The organism is Mucilaginibacter sp. 22184, from assembly GCF_052045695.1.
Lineage (GTDB): Bacteria > Bacteroidota > Bacteroidia > Sphingobacteriales > Sphingobacteriaceae > Mucilaginibacter.
Genome location: NZ_JBQEPI010000007.1, coordinates 364,723 through 378,638 on the forward strand (window position 1 = coordinate 364,723; position 13,916 = coordinate 378,638).

A 13,916-nucleotide genomic window follows, 5' to 3' on the forward strand; every position below is an offset into this window, starting at 1 on the left:
CTTTCTGATGGGTTTTGTTTATTAATATTTTGATTATCAATATTTTAAATGAATGTAAACCCTGAAAAGTGTAAACCATGTAAACCCACTTTTTACACAGGTAATTTCTGCTGACCTGATGCAGTGACGGCTTGATAAATAGGCAATTATCCCTATATTTAGCCTTCAACCTTATTAAGCTATGATTCGCAATATTCTATTGGTTACCTACCGCAACCTGGTAAAAAACAAAATATATACTTTTATAAATGTAACCGGTTTGGCGTTGGGCATGGCGGCATTCATACTCATCACCGCCTTTGTAAATTTCGAAAAAAGCTTTGACCGCATCCATCCCGATGCGGCCAACATTTATCGTGTAGAAAGTCAGTTTTACCGTGGTCAGGAACTTACCGATAGCTGGCCAACCAGCACCAATGGATATGCTCCGGCCATGAAAGCTAATTTCCCCGAGATTGCTTCTTACGCCAGGATCAGCTGGGCCAATTCAGAAAGGGTGGTGAAATATGAAAACACCAAGTACCGGGAAGAGCATGTTTGCTTTGCCGATAGCAACTTCTTTAGCTTTTTTGCCTATCCGCTGGTAAAGGGTAACCCATTAACCGTACTTAAAGAGGTTAACACCATAGCGATATCGCAATCGGCAGCCAAAAAATATTTTGGTGGTGCTGATGCTATAGGCAAGTTCCTGGATGTAAGTACGCTTGGCGATAAATATCACTGTATGGTTACTGGCGTTTTTAAAGATATTCCGGCCAACTCCACCATGCAGTTTAATTTCCTGATATCCTGGAGCACCTCATCCAAGTTTATCCAGAATTTCTGGTACCAGCATGAAAGCTACACGTTTGTAAAGTTGAACCCTGGCGCCCGCACTCAGTCGGTAGAAGCCAAATTTCCGGCCCTGGCCGAGCGGTATAAAACAGGTCCATCACTAAAGGAACTCAAATGGGCGGTAAAGTTGATACCTCTTGCGGATATCCATTTAAACCCGGCCAAACCTTATGAAATAGAGGTAAAGGGTAACCGTTTCGCGGTTAATTTTTTAAATATCATAGCCTTCGTTATCCTGGTGATAGCCTGTATCAATTATATTAACCTGGCAACCACCAAATCAGTTGATCGTGCGCGCGAAGTAGGTATCCGCAAGGTGAGTGGAGCGCACGCGTCACAGCTTATTCTGCAGTTTTTAACAGAGTCGTTCATCATTAATATAGCTGCCCTTTTGGTGGGTATTATACTGGTGTTGGGTGCGCGCTATGGGTTGTTACATTATTTATCTGACAGTAATACCTATGGCCTTTTATTTAACAGTGCTTTATTTCTGAGAGTAGGAGCTGTCTTTTTAGGGAGCATTTTACTATCCGGTATTTACCCGGCTCTGGTACTGGCTCGGTTAAAACCGATAGCGGTGCTCAAAGGGCGATTCGCATTTTCAAAAAGCGGGATATTACTGCGTCGGGGAATGGTGGCTTTTCAGTTTATGGCATCGGTACTGCTTATAGCAGGCACCTTTGCGGTTTACCGGCAAATTGTTTACATGAGCAGCCAAAATACCGGGATAAATATTAACCAAACCATTGTGATCAAAACGCCGGTAAATACCAGTAATTACGCGCAAAAGATCAGCAGTTTTAAAAATACGCTGCAGGGCTTTCCTGGTGTAAAGGCGGTTACGCTTTCGGGTGCTGTGCCGGGCAGGGAGGTTCGTTGGTTTTTGGCCAACAGGCGTTTCGGCGCGCCAAAATCTGAAGAACGTACTTATGAGATGCTAAAGGTTGATCATGATTTTATGCAGGCATATGGTATGCAGCTAATTGCGGGCAGGGTATTTGATAAAAATCGCCCGGCAGATTCTATTGGTGTGGTATTAAATGAATCGGCAGTGCGGCAGTTTGGTTTTAGCTCAGCGGAGGACGCAATTGGCAAGAAAGTATGGCTTGAAACCGTTGATAATCATCCCGATGAAGTGATCGGCGTGATCAAAGATTATCATCAGCAATCGTTGCAGCAAAAATATACCCCGGTAATATTGTTTATGGATCCAACCCTGTCATGGATACCCGCCGATTATTTTTCAATTAAAGTAAGCCAAAACAATATGGCCCAGATGGTAGATCATATTAAAACCACCTGGAACGATAATTTCCCGGAGTCGTCATTCGATTTCTTTTTCCTGGACGATTTTTATAACCGCCAGTACAACCAGGAAACACAGTTTGGACATGTGTTCACACTGTTTTCCTCACTGGCTATATTTATTGCCTGTATTGGGCTGTTTGGCTTAACCGCTTACTCGGCCGCACGCCGTACCAAAGAGATAGGTGTACGCAAAGTTTTGGGCGCATCGGTACAAAGCATTATCTCGCTGCTTACCTGGGATGTAGTGAAACTGATACTGATATCAAGTCTGTTTGCATTGCCGGTAGCTTATATTTTTATTAGCCAGTGGCTTAACCACTACGCGTTTAAAGTAACGCTTACCTGGTGGCAGTTTGTACTGCCGGTATTCGCGCTGGTAGTTATAGCTATAGCTATCACGTTTTATTTAACGTTCAGGGCCGCGCTTACTAATCCAACATCGTCATTGAGGAATGAGTAACCTCACCCAACCCTCTTCAAAGGAGAGGGGATAGAAAGCCTCACCTAAGTCCTCTCCTTTGGAGAGGATTTAGGTGAGGCTTTTCGTATTTGAATACATTGTAACACTATGCCCAACATCAAAATAAAACCCTTAAACAACACGTCAGAAAATATTATAGCCCTCAGCGTTATGCTAATTGAAGTGGTAGCCAATGGAGGTTCGGTTGGTTTTATGCATCCTTTAAGTCCAGTCGAATCCATCAACTTTTGGACAAGCTCATTAGCAGCTGTTGATCGTGGTGAGCGCATCATTCTCGGTGCTTTTGATGGTGATGAACTGGTAGCCACAGTAACCCTGGTGCTTAGCCTGCCGCCCAACCAGCCGCACCGCGCCGAAATAGCCAAAATGATGACCCGCATCAACTACCGTGGCAGGGGTATAGCCAAAGCCCTGTTACAAGCCGCCGAACAGTTGGCTGTTGAACATAATCGCAGCTTATTGGTGCTTGATACCGCTCAGGACGAAGGAGCTTCGGGCTTGTATGAAAAACAAGGATTTACTTTAACCGGTATCATTCCCGATTATGCCCTGAAACCACACGGAGGTTTAACCGCTACCATGATTTATTGGAAGCGGATTGGTTTATAATTATTAAATGTTTATTACTGAAATAGAATTTGTCATGCTGAAAGGAGTGAAGCATCTATAGTGCGATACGCCCGGCGAATAGATCCTTCGTTCCTCAGGATGACAAAATTTATCATACTCTTCCCATCGGGAGCGAACTAATTAGCCTGTTTTTTTTAGTCTTTGCTCTTTGCTCACCAAATCCTTACTCCCATAAACCCATGCCAAAAAAGCTTAACACTTTGACGATTTTGGGATAACTATTTACAGCCAAACCTTATTTCTTTGTATTACCAATTTAACCAGCTTTTATAATATAGCTATGGCCCACAGATATTGCTTAACACTTGATTTGGTTGATGATGAAGCCCTGATTGCCGGGTACGAAAAATATCACGAAGCCATCTGGCCCGAGATCCGTAAAAGTATTGTCGATTCTGGTATCACTCATATGGAGATCTATCGTTTTGATGTGCGTTTATTTATGATCATGGAAACCGATGATAACTTCAGTTTTGAGAAGAAAGCCGCTGCGGATGCTGCCAATATGAAAGTACAGGAATGGGAAACGCTGATGTGGAAATATCAGCAGCCGGTAAAGGGAGCACTTAATGGCGAAAAATGGGTTTTGATGGATAAAATATTTGCCTTGTAACCAATTCAAACTAAATAAATTATGCTTAAGAGAACTCAATTGCTATTCGCGCTGGTGCTCCTGTCCCTGTCACCGGTGTTCGCGCAAAAAATGATCGGTACCGAAACCGATGCCCAGAAACAAAAACGTATGGAATGGTGGACGGACGATCGTTTTGGGATGTTTATTCACTGGGGCCTGTACTCAGGCGCGGCCAGGCATGAATGGGTAAAGCATAATGAAAAGATTGATAACGCGGGCTACCAAAAATATTTCGATCAGTTTAACCCCGATCTGTTCGATCCGCAAAAATGGGCCAGGCAAGCCAAAGCAGCGGGTATGAAATACGCGGTATTAACCACCAAACATCACGAAGGTTTTTGCCTGTTCGACTCCAAATTTACTGATTACAAGGCACCCAATACCAAAGCCAAACGCGACCTGGTGCGCGAGTATGTAAACGCTTTCCGCGGGCAAGGCCTCAAAGTAGGTTTTTATTATTCCCTGCTTGATTGGCACCACCCGGATTACACTATTGACGAGATCCACCCGCAATCGCCAAAAGATAAAAGCGATGCTTCTTATGCCGCTTTAAACAAGAACCGCGATATGGCCAAATATCGTCAGTACATGCGTGATCAGATCACCGAGCTGTTAACTAAATATGGTAAAATTGATATCCTTTGGCTTGATTTTTCGTTCCCACGTAAAGATGGTCACGGTAAAGGTAAGGATGAGTGGGGTTCTGTGGAACTATTAAAGCTGATCCGTAAATTACAGCCGGGCATCATTGTCGATAACCGCCTGAATTTGGAAGAGTATAAAGACGGCGCCGACTTTGAAACCCCCGAGCAGGTGAGTACTGCCGAACTGGCTAAGTACCGTGGTAAAACCTGGGAAACCTGTCAAACATTTTCTGGTTCATGGGGCTACTATCGTGATGAAAACACCTGGAAAACTCATCGTCAGCTGCTTGACCTGTTGATCACCTCCACCAGTAACGGTGGTAACCTGATACTGAACGTTGGTCCAACCGGCCGCGGAGAGTTTGACTACCGCGCAACCAACGCGTTGGATAGCCTGAGCCACTGGATGCATGCCAACAGCCAGTCTATTTATAACTGTACCTTTGCGCCCGATAGTTATAAGATACCAGAAGGTACCAAACTAACTTATAATAAAGTGAACGGTCGTTTATATGTGCACGTGTTTGATTATCCTAAAGATGGCAAATTAACCTTGCCGGGTTATGTTGGTAAAATTAAATACGCGCAGTTTTTAAATGATCATTCAGAGCTTTTAAGTAAAACCGCAGGGCAGGATGTAGAATTAACCCTGCCGGTTAAAAAACCAAATTACGAAATACCTGTAATTGAATTAACTTTAGTTAATTAAGGTAACAGAATTCGGATAAGCCCCCTAATCGTAAGGTTTTAGCACTTCGGATTTAGAGTTTAGAATTTAGGATATAATGTCAATACAAAAAGAAACATTTTTAAGGATACACCCGCATGATAATGTGCTGGTAGCCCTGCAAAACCTGGAGCAGGGAACACCGATCACTTTTGAGGGTAACACCTTTACTTTAGCCGATCGTATTGCCGCGAAACACAAATTCGCGATCAATGAACTGAAAACCGGTCAGGAAATTTACATGTATGGCGTACTGGTGGGTAAAACCACCAGTACCATACCACAAGGCGGTTTGCTGAGCACGCAAAATGTGCACCACGCCTCTGACGGATTTCGTCTGGGCGAGCGCAAATTAAGTTGGCACCAACCCGATACCCGTAACTTTGACAGTAAAACCTTTAATGGTTACCACCGTGCCGATGGCTCTGTTGGTACTGCCAACTACTGGATAGTAGTGCCGTTGGTATTTTGCGAAAACCGTAACATCAACGTATTAAAAGAAGCCCTGGTTGATAAACTGGGTTACAAAAAAGCCAAAAGCTATGATGGCGATGTTGAGCAACTGATGGAGCTTTACCAGGCAGGTAAATCTGTTGAAGAAATATTGAATGCCGATATCCAGGCATCAGCAGAAAAAGCGGATTCTAAACGACTGTTCAAAAACATCGACGGCATTAAATTTTTGAACCATAGCATGGGCTGCGGAGGTACAAAGGATGATTCTGACGCGTTGTGTGGACTGATCGCCGGGTATATTACCCACCCAAACGTGGCAGGTGCAACAGTTTTAAGTTTAGGCTGCCAACATGCGCAGGTGAGTATTTTACAAGCCGAAATAGCCAAACGCGATCCCAACTTCAGCAAACCAATGGTGGTGCTGGAGCAGCAAAAAGTAGGTACCGAGAGTGAGTTGCTGAAACAGGCGCTAAAGCAAACCTTTGCCGGTTTGGTACAGGCTAATCAAAATCAGCGTCAGCCGGCGCCATTATCTAAATTGTGTATTGGTTTGGAATGCGGTGGCTCTGATGGCTTTTCGGGTATTTCGGCAAACCCTGCGTTGGGTTATGTGTCCGATTTGCTGGTGGCTATGGGCGGTTCGGTGATATTGGCCGAGTTTCCGGAGCTTTGCGGCGTGGAGCAGGAACTGAGCGACCGTTGTGTCGACGAAGAAACAGCCAATCGCTTTATGCAACTGATGACCACCTACAACGCCCGTGCGGAGGCCGACGGCTCAGGTTTTTACGCTAACCCATCACCCGGTAATATCCGCGATGGTTTGATCACCGACGCCATTAAATCGGCAGGAGCAGCCAAAAAAGGTGGTACATCGCCGGTTGCGGCGGTATTGGATTATCCCGAAAAAGTAACCAAGCCAGGGTTAAACCTGTTATGTACGCCAGGCAGCGATGTGGAAAGTACTACTGCCGAAGTAGGTTCTGGTGCTAATATCGTTTTGTTTACCACAGGTTTGGGTACGCCTACCGGAAACCCGATCACCCCGGTAGTAAAATTATCAACCAATACGGCTATGTTTGAACGTATGCCGGATATTATCGATATTAATTGCGGGACAATCATCGAAGGTGAAGAAACCATTCAACAGGTTGGCGAACGTATATTAAATTATGTGATCCAACTGGCCAGCGGCGAGGTTGAACCCAAATCGGTAAAACTAGGTCAGGATGATTTTATACCCTGGAAAAGAGGGGTGTCGTTGTAAGACGGAGCATAAAATAGGGTGTCATGCTGAGCTCGTCGAAGCATGGTGGGCAAAGGCCTCTCCGCGCGAGTCTTCGACAAGCTCAGACTGACAGATGCCTTTTTATAATTATAAATTTGTCATGCTGAACGGAGTGACGCATCTATTGGTATATATGAATAGTCCGCTAACAGATCCTTCACTCCGTTCAGGATGACAAAATATTGGATAAATCTATATTAGAGTAACATGTTTAAACTAACCAATAAATCGGTAGTGATCACAGGCGGGGGTAGCGGCATAGGTAAAGCCATGTCGGTATTATTTGCGCAGCAAGGTGCTACCGTTCACATCATCGAATTAAATGACAAGGCCGCGGCCGAAACTGTAAGCGAAATTGAAGCAGCCAGCGGAAAAGCCTTCGGCTATGCCTGTGATGTAAGCAAGCAGCAACAGGTAGTAGATACTTTCAACAAAATAGGTAAGATCGATATTCTGATCAATAACGCGGGCATAGCCCACATTGGCAAGGCCGATAATACCAGTACCGAAGACTTTGAGCGCGTATTTAACGTGAACGTAAAGGGTGCCTACAACTGCCTTTTCGCGGTGATCCCGGCGTTGAAAGCTAATGGTGGAGGCGTGATCTTGAATACTGCTTCTATAGCGGCCAGCGTAGGTATTACCGACAGGTTTGCCTATTCAATGAGTAAAGGTGCTATACATGCCATGACGCTTTCTGTAGCGCGCGATTACCTGCATGATAACATCAGGTGTAACTGTATTTCACCTGCACGTATCCATACGCCGTTTGTGGATGGTTTTATAGCCAAAAACTACGCCGGTAAAGAGGATGAGATTTTTGAAAAGCTATCCAGGAGTCAGCCTATCGGCAGGATGGGGCGGTCGGAAGAAGTTGCCGCCCTTGCTCTATATCTTTGCTCAGACGAGGCAGGCTTTATCACCGGCACCGATTATCCTATCGATGGTGGATTTATAACTTTGAACAACTAACCTTTAAAAAACAATACCACAACAATATGAAGCTGATACGATTTGGCGCAATTGGACAAGAAAAGCCAGGAGTGATCCTTAACGATAAAAAATATGATGTTTCTGCCTTTAGCGAGGATTACACCGAACAGTTTTTTGCGACTGATGGTGTGGCACGCCTGGCCGCTTTTATAAAAGATAAACAACTCCCCGAGGTTGCTGATAGCATACGCTTAGGCAGCCCGATAGTGCGTCCTTCAAAAATTGTATGCATTGGCTTAAATTATGCCGATCATGCTAAAGAAACCAACGCGCCCCTGCCACCCGAGCCGGTGATATTCATGAAGGCTACTACCGCCATTGTTGGCCCGAATGATAATATCGTGATCCCCAAAAATTCTGTAAAAACCGATTGGGAAGTGGAGCTGGCCGTAGTGATCGGTAAAAAGGCGTCTTATGTTGATGAAGGTGATGCGATGAACTATGTAGCCGGATATGTACTGCATAATGATGTATCGGAGCGTGAGTTTCAATTAGAACGTAATGGCACCTGGGATAAAGGAAAAGGTTGCGATACCTTCGCGCCGCTTGGTCCGTTTTTGGCCACACCTGATGAAATTGCCGATCCGCATAACCTGCGTTTATGGTTAAAGGTGAACGGTAAAACATTGCAGGATGGTACTACATCAAACTTTATTTTTAACCTGCCCCATTTGATTTCCTATACCAGCCAGTTCATGACGCTGCTGCCGGGCGATATCATTTCAACAGGTACACCTGCCGGTGTTGGCCTGGGTATGAAACCGCCATTTTATTTAAAACCAGGCGACGTGGTTGAACTGGGCATCGATGGGCTTGGCGAATCAAAACAAAACGTGGTAGCTTATGCCTAAAATTGATGCGCACCAGCATTTCTGGATATTTGACCCGGTTCGTGATAGCTGGATCAACGATGAAATGCTGGTGATCAAACGTGACTTTTTACCAACAGATCTGCTGCCGGTATTACAACAGAACGGCATTGACGGTTGTGTGGCTGTTCAGGCCGATCAGTCCGAACAGGAGACACAATTCCTGCTGGAGATGGCAGCTGCTAACCCTTTTGTAAAAGGTGTAGTAGGCTGGGTTGATCTGAAAGCGGATAACCTGGAAGAGCGGTTGGAGTATTTTAAACAATTTAATCTGCTGAAAGGCTTTCGTCATATTTTACAAGCGGAGCCTGACAGGCAGTATATGCTGCAACCGCGCTTTCAGAAAGGTATAGCCAGTTTGCAAAAGTACGGCTATACATATGATATACTGATATACCCTGAGCACCTTCCTTACGCCGAATTACTGGCCGGAGGTTTCCCCGATCAAAAATTTGTGGTCGACCATTTGGCCAAACCTCATATTAAAGATCAACATATTAATGATTGGCAAAAAGATATCCTGGCTTTAGCCTTACACCCCAATGTTTACTGCAAGGTATCGGGCATGCTTACCGAAGCCAACTGGAAGTTGTGGAAAACCGAAGATTTTACACCTTACCTGGATGTGGTGTTCAATGCTTTTGGCATCAATCGGGTAATGTTTGGATCCGACTGGCCCGTATGCCTCCTGGCTGGTGGTTATGAAGGCACCATGCAGGTGGTAAATAATTATTGCTCAAGATTATCGGCAACAGAGCAAGACTTGTTCTGGGGCAAAAATGCTACACTATTTTACAATTTATAAGCTTGAATTTCAAAATGATACAGCGCTATCATTTTGAAATTTTTGTTGCTAAATAAAATAAAAGTAAGTAACTATGTACCGTTGCAACAGCACGGTAACTTTCTGTTGTGTATAGCCAATTTATACATGTACACTGCTATTTTGCCGTTAATGTGCATTAATGCTTAATACATTGTTAATCAGCCCCCCTGCGGTTAACGACCTTTTTAACCAATTATTTATAACCCAGATCATAATAAAAATGCAATATTTTGTGTTAGTAGAAATTATGGCACATAATTAGCTGTGTGATTATTAGTCGGTGGATTGATCAGAAGCAGGGTAATTATCATCTTGTTTGCTGTTGATAACCAGCGTCTTCAAGCAAATTTATTAAGAAAGAGTCATGTATATTATTTTATTAGAAGTTACCGCCCTGCTTGCCGTAATCATTCTTCCGTTATTGGTTGTGCGAAAAAAGTTCAGGAAAAGATCAAAACCTGTTTACAAGATTGATACCAATACCGAGTATGCCCGCTATGCCATCAATGAAGATGGTTTTCTGGAAGAAATTAACGTAAGCAATTTATCAAAACACAGGCATTAGTATTAATTATACCTCATGCAAAAAGCCATTGTTATTTAACAATGGCTTTTTTGTTTTTCACGGTTGATGCAGGTTTTGTTAAAAGCCGCCTTCGTCGGCACTTGGGCCGTAGCTGCCCGGTATAGGTACATTCAGCAAGCGCAGGTAAACACCCATTTGTGCACGGTGATGCACGGTTTGCGAGTAAGCCATTCTGATCACTTCGGCTTTGGTTCTTACGCTTATTAATTTACCATCGTAACGCAGGGTCCAGCTTTTTTCCAGATCTTCGTCACTGGCTTGGGCTAGATGTATTTTTCCGCTTTCCAATGATTTTTCAAAAAATCCTAATACGCCCTCTGTATTGTTATGGGGTTCAAATTTGTAAGGATTATGCGCCAGATCAAGTTCATCTGTAGTAAGTGCCATGGTTACCCAGCCTGGTATTTCGGCAATGTGATTGGCCAGGCGTTGCACGGTCATACTCTTTTCATGCGGTTGCCATTCATATTTATCGTTGGGTATAATGGCCAGCATTTTACGGGTGGTTTGAGCTTCCAGCTCCATTTCTTTTAGTAATTCGGCGATGGTTGACATGACTTATCGTTTTAAATATTTACTGTTCTTGTTTGATGATTCAAAGTAACAAACAGCTGGTGACAGCCCTATGTCAGCAGGTTTTTTTTAGAGATGAAAAAGAAAAAAATAGATTTAAAACCGTAATAAAGACAGACAGGGTTGCCGTCTCAAAACGCAATTGATATCATTGAATTACCAATTATCATCAATGAAACCTATACTCTTTTATCTCTTTTTGTTTTTGCCGGTTATGTGCATGGCACAAAATCCGGCCGCCGATGGTTTAACCTGCGAATACCTCAACAATCCCGTAGGTATCGATATCGTAAACCCGCGCCTCAGCTGGAAGATCAATGCTTCTCAGCGCAGCACCCTGCAACAGGCCTACAATATACGGGTGGCAACAGACTCGTCCTTTTCCTCGCCTAAAACAGTGTGGAATACAGGAAAGGTAAACGCCGATTCCTCTATACTCATTACCTATGCAGGAACTCCACTAAAACCTGCTACCCGCTATTATTGGCAGGTAAAGGTCTGGGATAATCATAACCACGCATCAGCCTGGAGCAAGTCTGCTTATTTTGAAACGGGTATGTTGTCACCTGCCGACTGGACGGCCACCTGGGTTGAACCCAAACAAGAGCCTCTGCGCAAAATACCGGCAGCCATGCTTCGTAAACAGTTCAGCGTATCTAAAAAGATCGTATCGGCCAGGGCTTATGCTACGGCGCACGGTTTATATGAATTATATCTAAATGGCAAAAAGGTAGGCGATCAGATACTCACTCCCGGTTGGACGGAGTATAAAAAGCGCCTGCAATACCAGGTGTATAATATTACCGCTATGCTACAACAAGGTGATAATGTAATAGGCGCCATGCTTGGCGACGGCTGGTTCCGCGGAACTACAGGCTATATCAATCAATGGGGTTTCTGGGGCAAAAAACTTGGCCTGTTATGCCAGTTACAGATCACCTATGCCGATGGTACGGTACAAAACATCAATACCGATGGTTCATGGAAAGGTACCAAAGAAGGCCCTATACGCAGTGATGGTATTTACGATGGCGAAACCTATGATGCTCGCATGGAAAAAAGCGGCTGGACTGCCAAAGGTTTTGATGATAGCAGCTGGGAACCCGTTGATGTAGCCAGCTTTGATAACAAGATACTGGTAGGGGTACAAAGCGTACCCGTTCACAAAATACAGGAGATCAAACCCATTGCCATATTTAAAAGCCCCAAAGGCACACAAATTATTGATTTTGGACAAAATCTCACTGGCTGGGTACGCTTAAAAGTAAACGGCAGTGCCGGGCAAACCGTAAAGATTCGCCATGCCGAGGTATTGGATAAATTCGGAGAGTTTTACACCGCCAACCTGCGTGCGGCAACTGCAACTATCAATTACACCCTTAAAGGCGGCGGCCAGGAAGTATTTGAGCCGCATTTTACCTTTATGGGTTTCCGGTATATTGCGGTAGAAGGGTTCCCTGGCGAATTGAAGCCGGAGAATTTCACAGCCGTAGTCATACATTCAGACATGCCGGTTACCGGGCAATTTACCTGCTCCGATACCATGATCAACAAGCTGCAGCATAATATCCAATGGGGGCAGAAAGGTAATTTCCTGGATATCCCGACCGATTGCCCGCAACGCGATGAGCGCCTGGGCTGGACGGGCGACGCGCAGGTATTTTCGCGCACTGCCGCCTTTAATATGCAGGTAGCGCCATTTTTTGCCAAATGGATGAAGGATGTAGCTGCCGATCAGTTCCCGGCAGGTGGAATACCTTTTGTGGTACCCGATATTTTGCAAACCAACCAAACCACCTCTGCGGGTTGGGGCGATGTATCGGTTATTGTGCCCTGGACTATGTACCAGGTGTATGCCGATAAACGCATCCTGCAAACGCAATATCCCAGCATGAAGGCCTATGTGGATTATATCATCAAAAAATCTGGCGATAAATACATCTGGCATAACGGCAGCGTTTTTGGCGATTGGCTCTTTTACCGCCCGGGTATTTATGATTTTTCGGAACCCAATGGTTATACCAATCCCGATCTGATCGCTACCGCTTTTTATGCTTACTCCTCCAAACTACTAAGTGAATCAGCTGGTGTACTTGGTAATAGTGCCGACGAAAAATACTACAAGGGGATATATGAGCAGGTTAAAAAAGCCTTTGTTCGTAATTATATTACCCCAACTGGTCGAATTTTTGCCGACTCGCAAACCGGCTATGTGCTGGGATTGAAGTTTGGACTGGTGCCCGATAGTCTCAAAGCCAAAGCCGCCGCTTACCTGGTTGAGGATGTGCGCAGCCGTAACAATCACCTGTCTACCGGCTTCCTGGGAACTCCTTATTTATGCCAGGTACTGTCGCAAAACGGGTATAGCAATGTAGCTTATGATCTGCTGTTGCAAAAAACGTATCCATCATGGCTGTACCCGGTAAAAATGGGGGCCACCACTATCTGGGAGCGCTGGGATGGCATCAAAACCGATAGCACTTTTGAGGATAAAAGCATGAACTCCTTTAACCATTACTCCTACGGTGCCGTTGGCGACTGGATGTATCAGCAAATGGCAGGTTTACAATTGGGTAAGGCCGGTTATAAACATATTATCATTAAGCCGGAGCCTAATCAAAAGATCAATTTTGCCAAAGTAACCTTTCAGAGTATGTACGGACAGGTGTTATCGGGCTGGGAGGTAAGCAATGGTACCATACAGGTGCATGTGACCATACCACCCAATACCACAGCCGATGTAATCCTGCCCAAGGCGCATGCCGGAGAGGTAAAACTCGATGGCAAACCCATACGCCATGATACGGCTCACGCTGTTGATGACGGCATTACCGTCAGTGTTGGCTCAGGCGATTATACGTTTAGTTATCCCTGGATAGAGGTAAAAGAGAAAAAAGCGGTTGTGGCGACGATGTAAGAGAAGATGGGATTTTTTAATTCCGGTCTTCTCCCAAGCGTCATTGCGAGGAACGAAGCAATCCCTAAACTATACAGAGCAGCGTGAATAGTTGACTTGCTTGCGTAGAGATTGCTTCGTTCCTCGCAATGAGGTGTGTGGAATAAAGTATAA

11 protein-coding genes are annotated in these 13,916 nt (G+C 44.6%); 10 read left to right on the plus strand and 1 reads right to left on the minus strand.

Going from position 1 to position 13,916, the window contains the following annotated elements; genetic code table 11:
- Window positions 1-181: 181 nt before the first annotated feature.
- The 9 genes from ACTJKG_RS17615 to ACTJKG_RS17655 all read left to right on the plus strand — a co-directional run bounded on the left by ACTJKG_RS17615 (window position 182) and on the right by ACTJKG_RS17655 (window position 10,252).
- Window positions 182-2,602, plus strand: a complete 2,421-nt coding sequence (locus tag ACTJKG_RS17615) for an ABC transporter permease (RefSeq protein ID WP_440739944.1) — start codon at window positions 182-184, stop codon at window positions 2,600-2,602.
- A gap of 108 nt (window positions 2,603-2,710) precedes the next feature.
- The gene (locus tag ACTJKG_RS17620; protein WP_440739945.1) at window positions 2,711-3,232 is read left to right on the plus strand and encodes a GNAT family N-acetyltransferase; all 522 of its coding nucleotides are present in this window, start codon (window positions 2,711-2,713) and stop codon (window positions 3,230-3,232) included.
- A gap of 301 nt (window positions 3,233-3,533) precedes the next feature.
- Window positions 3,534-3,866 carry an L-rhamnose mutarotase gene (locus ACTJKG_RS17625; protein WP_172337121.1) on the plus strand — a complete coding sequence of 111 codons (333 nt, stop codon included), beginning with the start codon at window positions 3,534-3,536 and terminating at the stop codon, window positions 3,864-3,866.
- Window positions 3,867-3,887: 21 nt separating this feature from the next.
- Entirely contained in the window at window positions 3,888-5,240 is a 1,353-nt protein-coding gene (locus ACTJKG_RS17630; RefSeq protein ID WP_172337122.1) for an alpha-L-fucosidase, read from the plus strand.
- A 76-nt stretch (window positions 5,241-5,316) separates the two neighbouring features.
- Window positions 5,317-6,978 (plus strand): UxaA family hydrolase, encoded by a 1,662-nt coding sequence (locus tag ACTJKG_RS17635; RefSeq protein WP_440739946.1) that lies wholly within the window; start codon window positions 5,317-5,319, stop codon window positions 6,976-6,978.
- 228 nt (window positions 6,979-7,206) lie between these two features.
- Window positions 7,207-7,971: an SDR family NAD(P)-dependent oxidoreductase gene (locus ACTJKG_RS17640; RefSeq protein ID WP_440739947.1), complete on the plus strand. Its 765-nt coding sequence runs from the start codon at window positions 7,207-7,209 to the stop codon at window positions 7,969-7,971.
- A 26-nt stretch (window positions 7,972-7,997) separates the two neighbouring features.
- The gene (locus tag ACTJKG_RS17645; RefSeq protein WP_440739948.1) at window positions 7,998-8,843 is read left to right on the plus strand and encodes a fumarylacetoacetate hydrolase family protein; all 846 of its coding nucleotides are present in this window, start codon (window positions 7,998-8,000) and stop codon (window positions 8,841-8,843) included.
- The gene (locus ACTJKG_RS17650) at window positions 8,836-9,666 is read left to right on the plus strand and encodes an amidohydrolase family protein (protein ID WP_440739949.1); all 831 of its coding nucleotides are present in this window, start codon (window positions 8,836-8,838) and stop codon (window positions 9,664-9,666) included. Before ACTJKG_RS17645 ends, ACTJKG_RS17650 begins: the two co-directional genes overlap by 8 nt.
- A 385-nt stretch (window positions 9,667-10,051) precedes the next feature.
- Window positions 10,052-10,252 (plus strand): hypothetical protein, encoded by a 201-nt coding sequence (locus tag ACTJKG_RS17655; RefSeq protein ID WP_076373622.1) that lies wholly within the window; start codon window positions 10,052-10,054, stop codon window positions 10,250-10,252.
- Between the two features lie 78 nt (window positions 10,253-10,330).
- Here ACTJKG_RS17655 and ACTJKG_RS17660 read toward each other — a convergent pair whose 3' ends face one another.
- Window positions 10,331-10,828 carry a DinB family protein gene (locus ACTJKG_RS17660; protein ID WP_440739950.1) on the minus strand — a complete coding sequence of 166 codons (498 nt, stop codon included), beginning with the start codon at window positions 10,826-10,828 and terminating at the stop codon, window positions 10,331-10,333.
- Between the two features lie 190 nt (window positions 10,829-11,018).
- Between ACTJKG_RS17660 and ACTJKG_RS17665 the strand changes: the two genes are divergently transcribed.
- Window positions 11,019-13,763 carry a family 78 glycoside hydrolase catalytic domain gene (locus ACTJKG_RS17665; RefSeq protein ID WP_440739951.1) on the plus strand — a complete coding sequence of 915 codons (2,745 nt, stop codon included), beginning with the start codon at window positions 11,019-11,021 and terminating at the stop codon, window positions 13,761-13,763.
- Window positions 13,764-13,916: the final 153 nt, after the last annotated feature.

Coding starts and splice junctions, on each gene's coding strand:
- ACTJKG_RS17655 (WP_076373622.1), top strand. CDS start 10,052: ATGTATATTATTTTATTAGAAGTTACCGCCCTGCTTGCCGTAATCATT.
- ACTJKG_RS17615 (WP_440739944.1), top strand. CDS start 182: ATGATTCGCAATATTCTATTGGTTACCTACCGCAACCTGGTAAAAAAC.
- ACTJKG_RS17630 (WP_172337122.1), top strand. CDS start 3,888: ATGCTTAAGAGAACTCAATTGCTATTCGCGCTGGTGCTCCTGTCCCTG.
- ACTJKG_RS17665 (WP_440739951.1), top strand. CDS start 11,019: ATGAAACCTATACTCTTTTATCTCTTTTTGTTTTTGCCGGTTATGTGC.
- ACTJKG_RS17645 (WP_440739948.1), top strand. CDS start 7,998: ATGAAGCTGATACGATTTGGCGCAATTGGACAAGAAAAGCCAGGAGTG.
- ACTJKG_RS17620 (WP_440739945.1), top strand. CDS start 2,711: ATGCCCAACATCAAAATAAAACCCTTAAACAACACGTCAGAAAATATT.
- ACTJKG_RS17635 (WP_440739946.1), top strand. CDS start 5,317: ATGTCAATACAAAAAGAAACATTTTTAAGGATACACCCGCATGATAAT.
- ACTJKG_RS17660 (WP_440739950.1), bottom strand. CDS start 10,828: ATGTCAACCATCGCCGAATTACTAAAAGAAATGGAGCTGGAAGCTCAA.
- ACTJKG_RS17650 (WP_440739949.1), top strand. CDS start 8,836: ATGCCTAAAATTGATGCGCACCAGCATTTCTGGATATTTGACCCGGTT.
- ACTJKG_RS17625 (WP_172337121.1), top strand. CDS start 3,534: ATGGCCCACAGATATTGCTTAACACTTGATTTGGTTGATGATGAAGCC.
- ACTJKG_RS17640 (WP_440739947.1), top strand. CDS start 7,207: ATGTTTAAACTAACCAATAAATCGGTAGTGATCACAGGCGGGGGTAGC.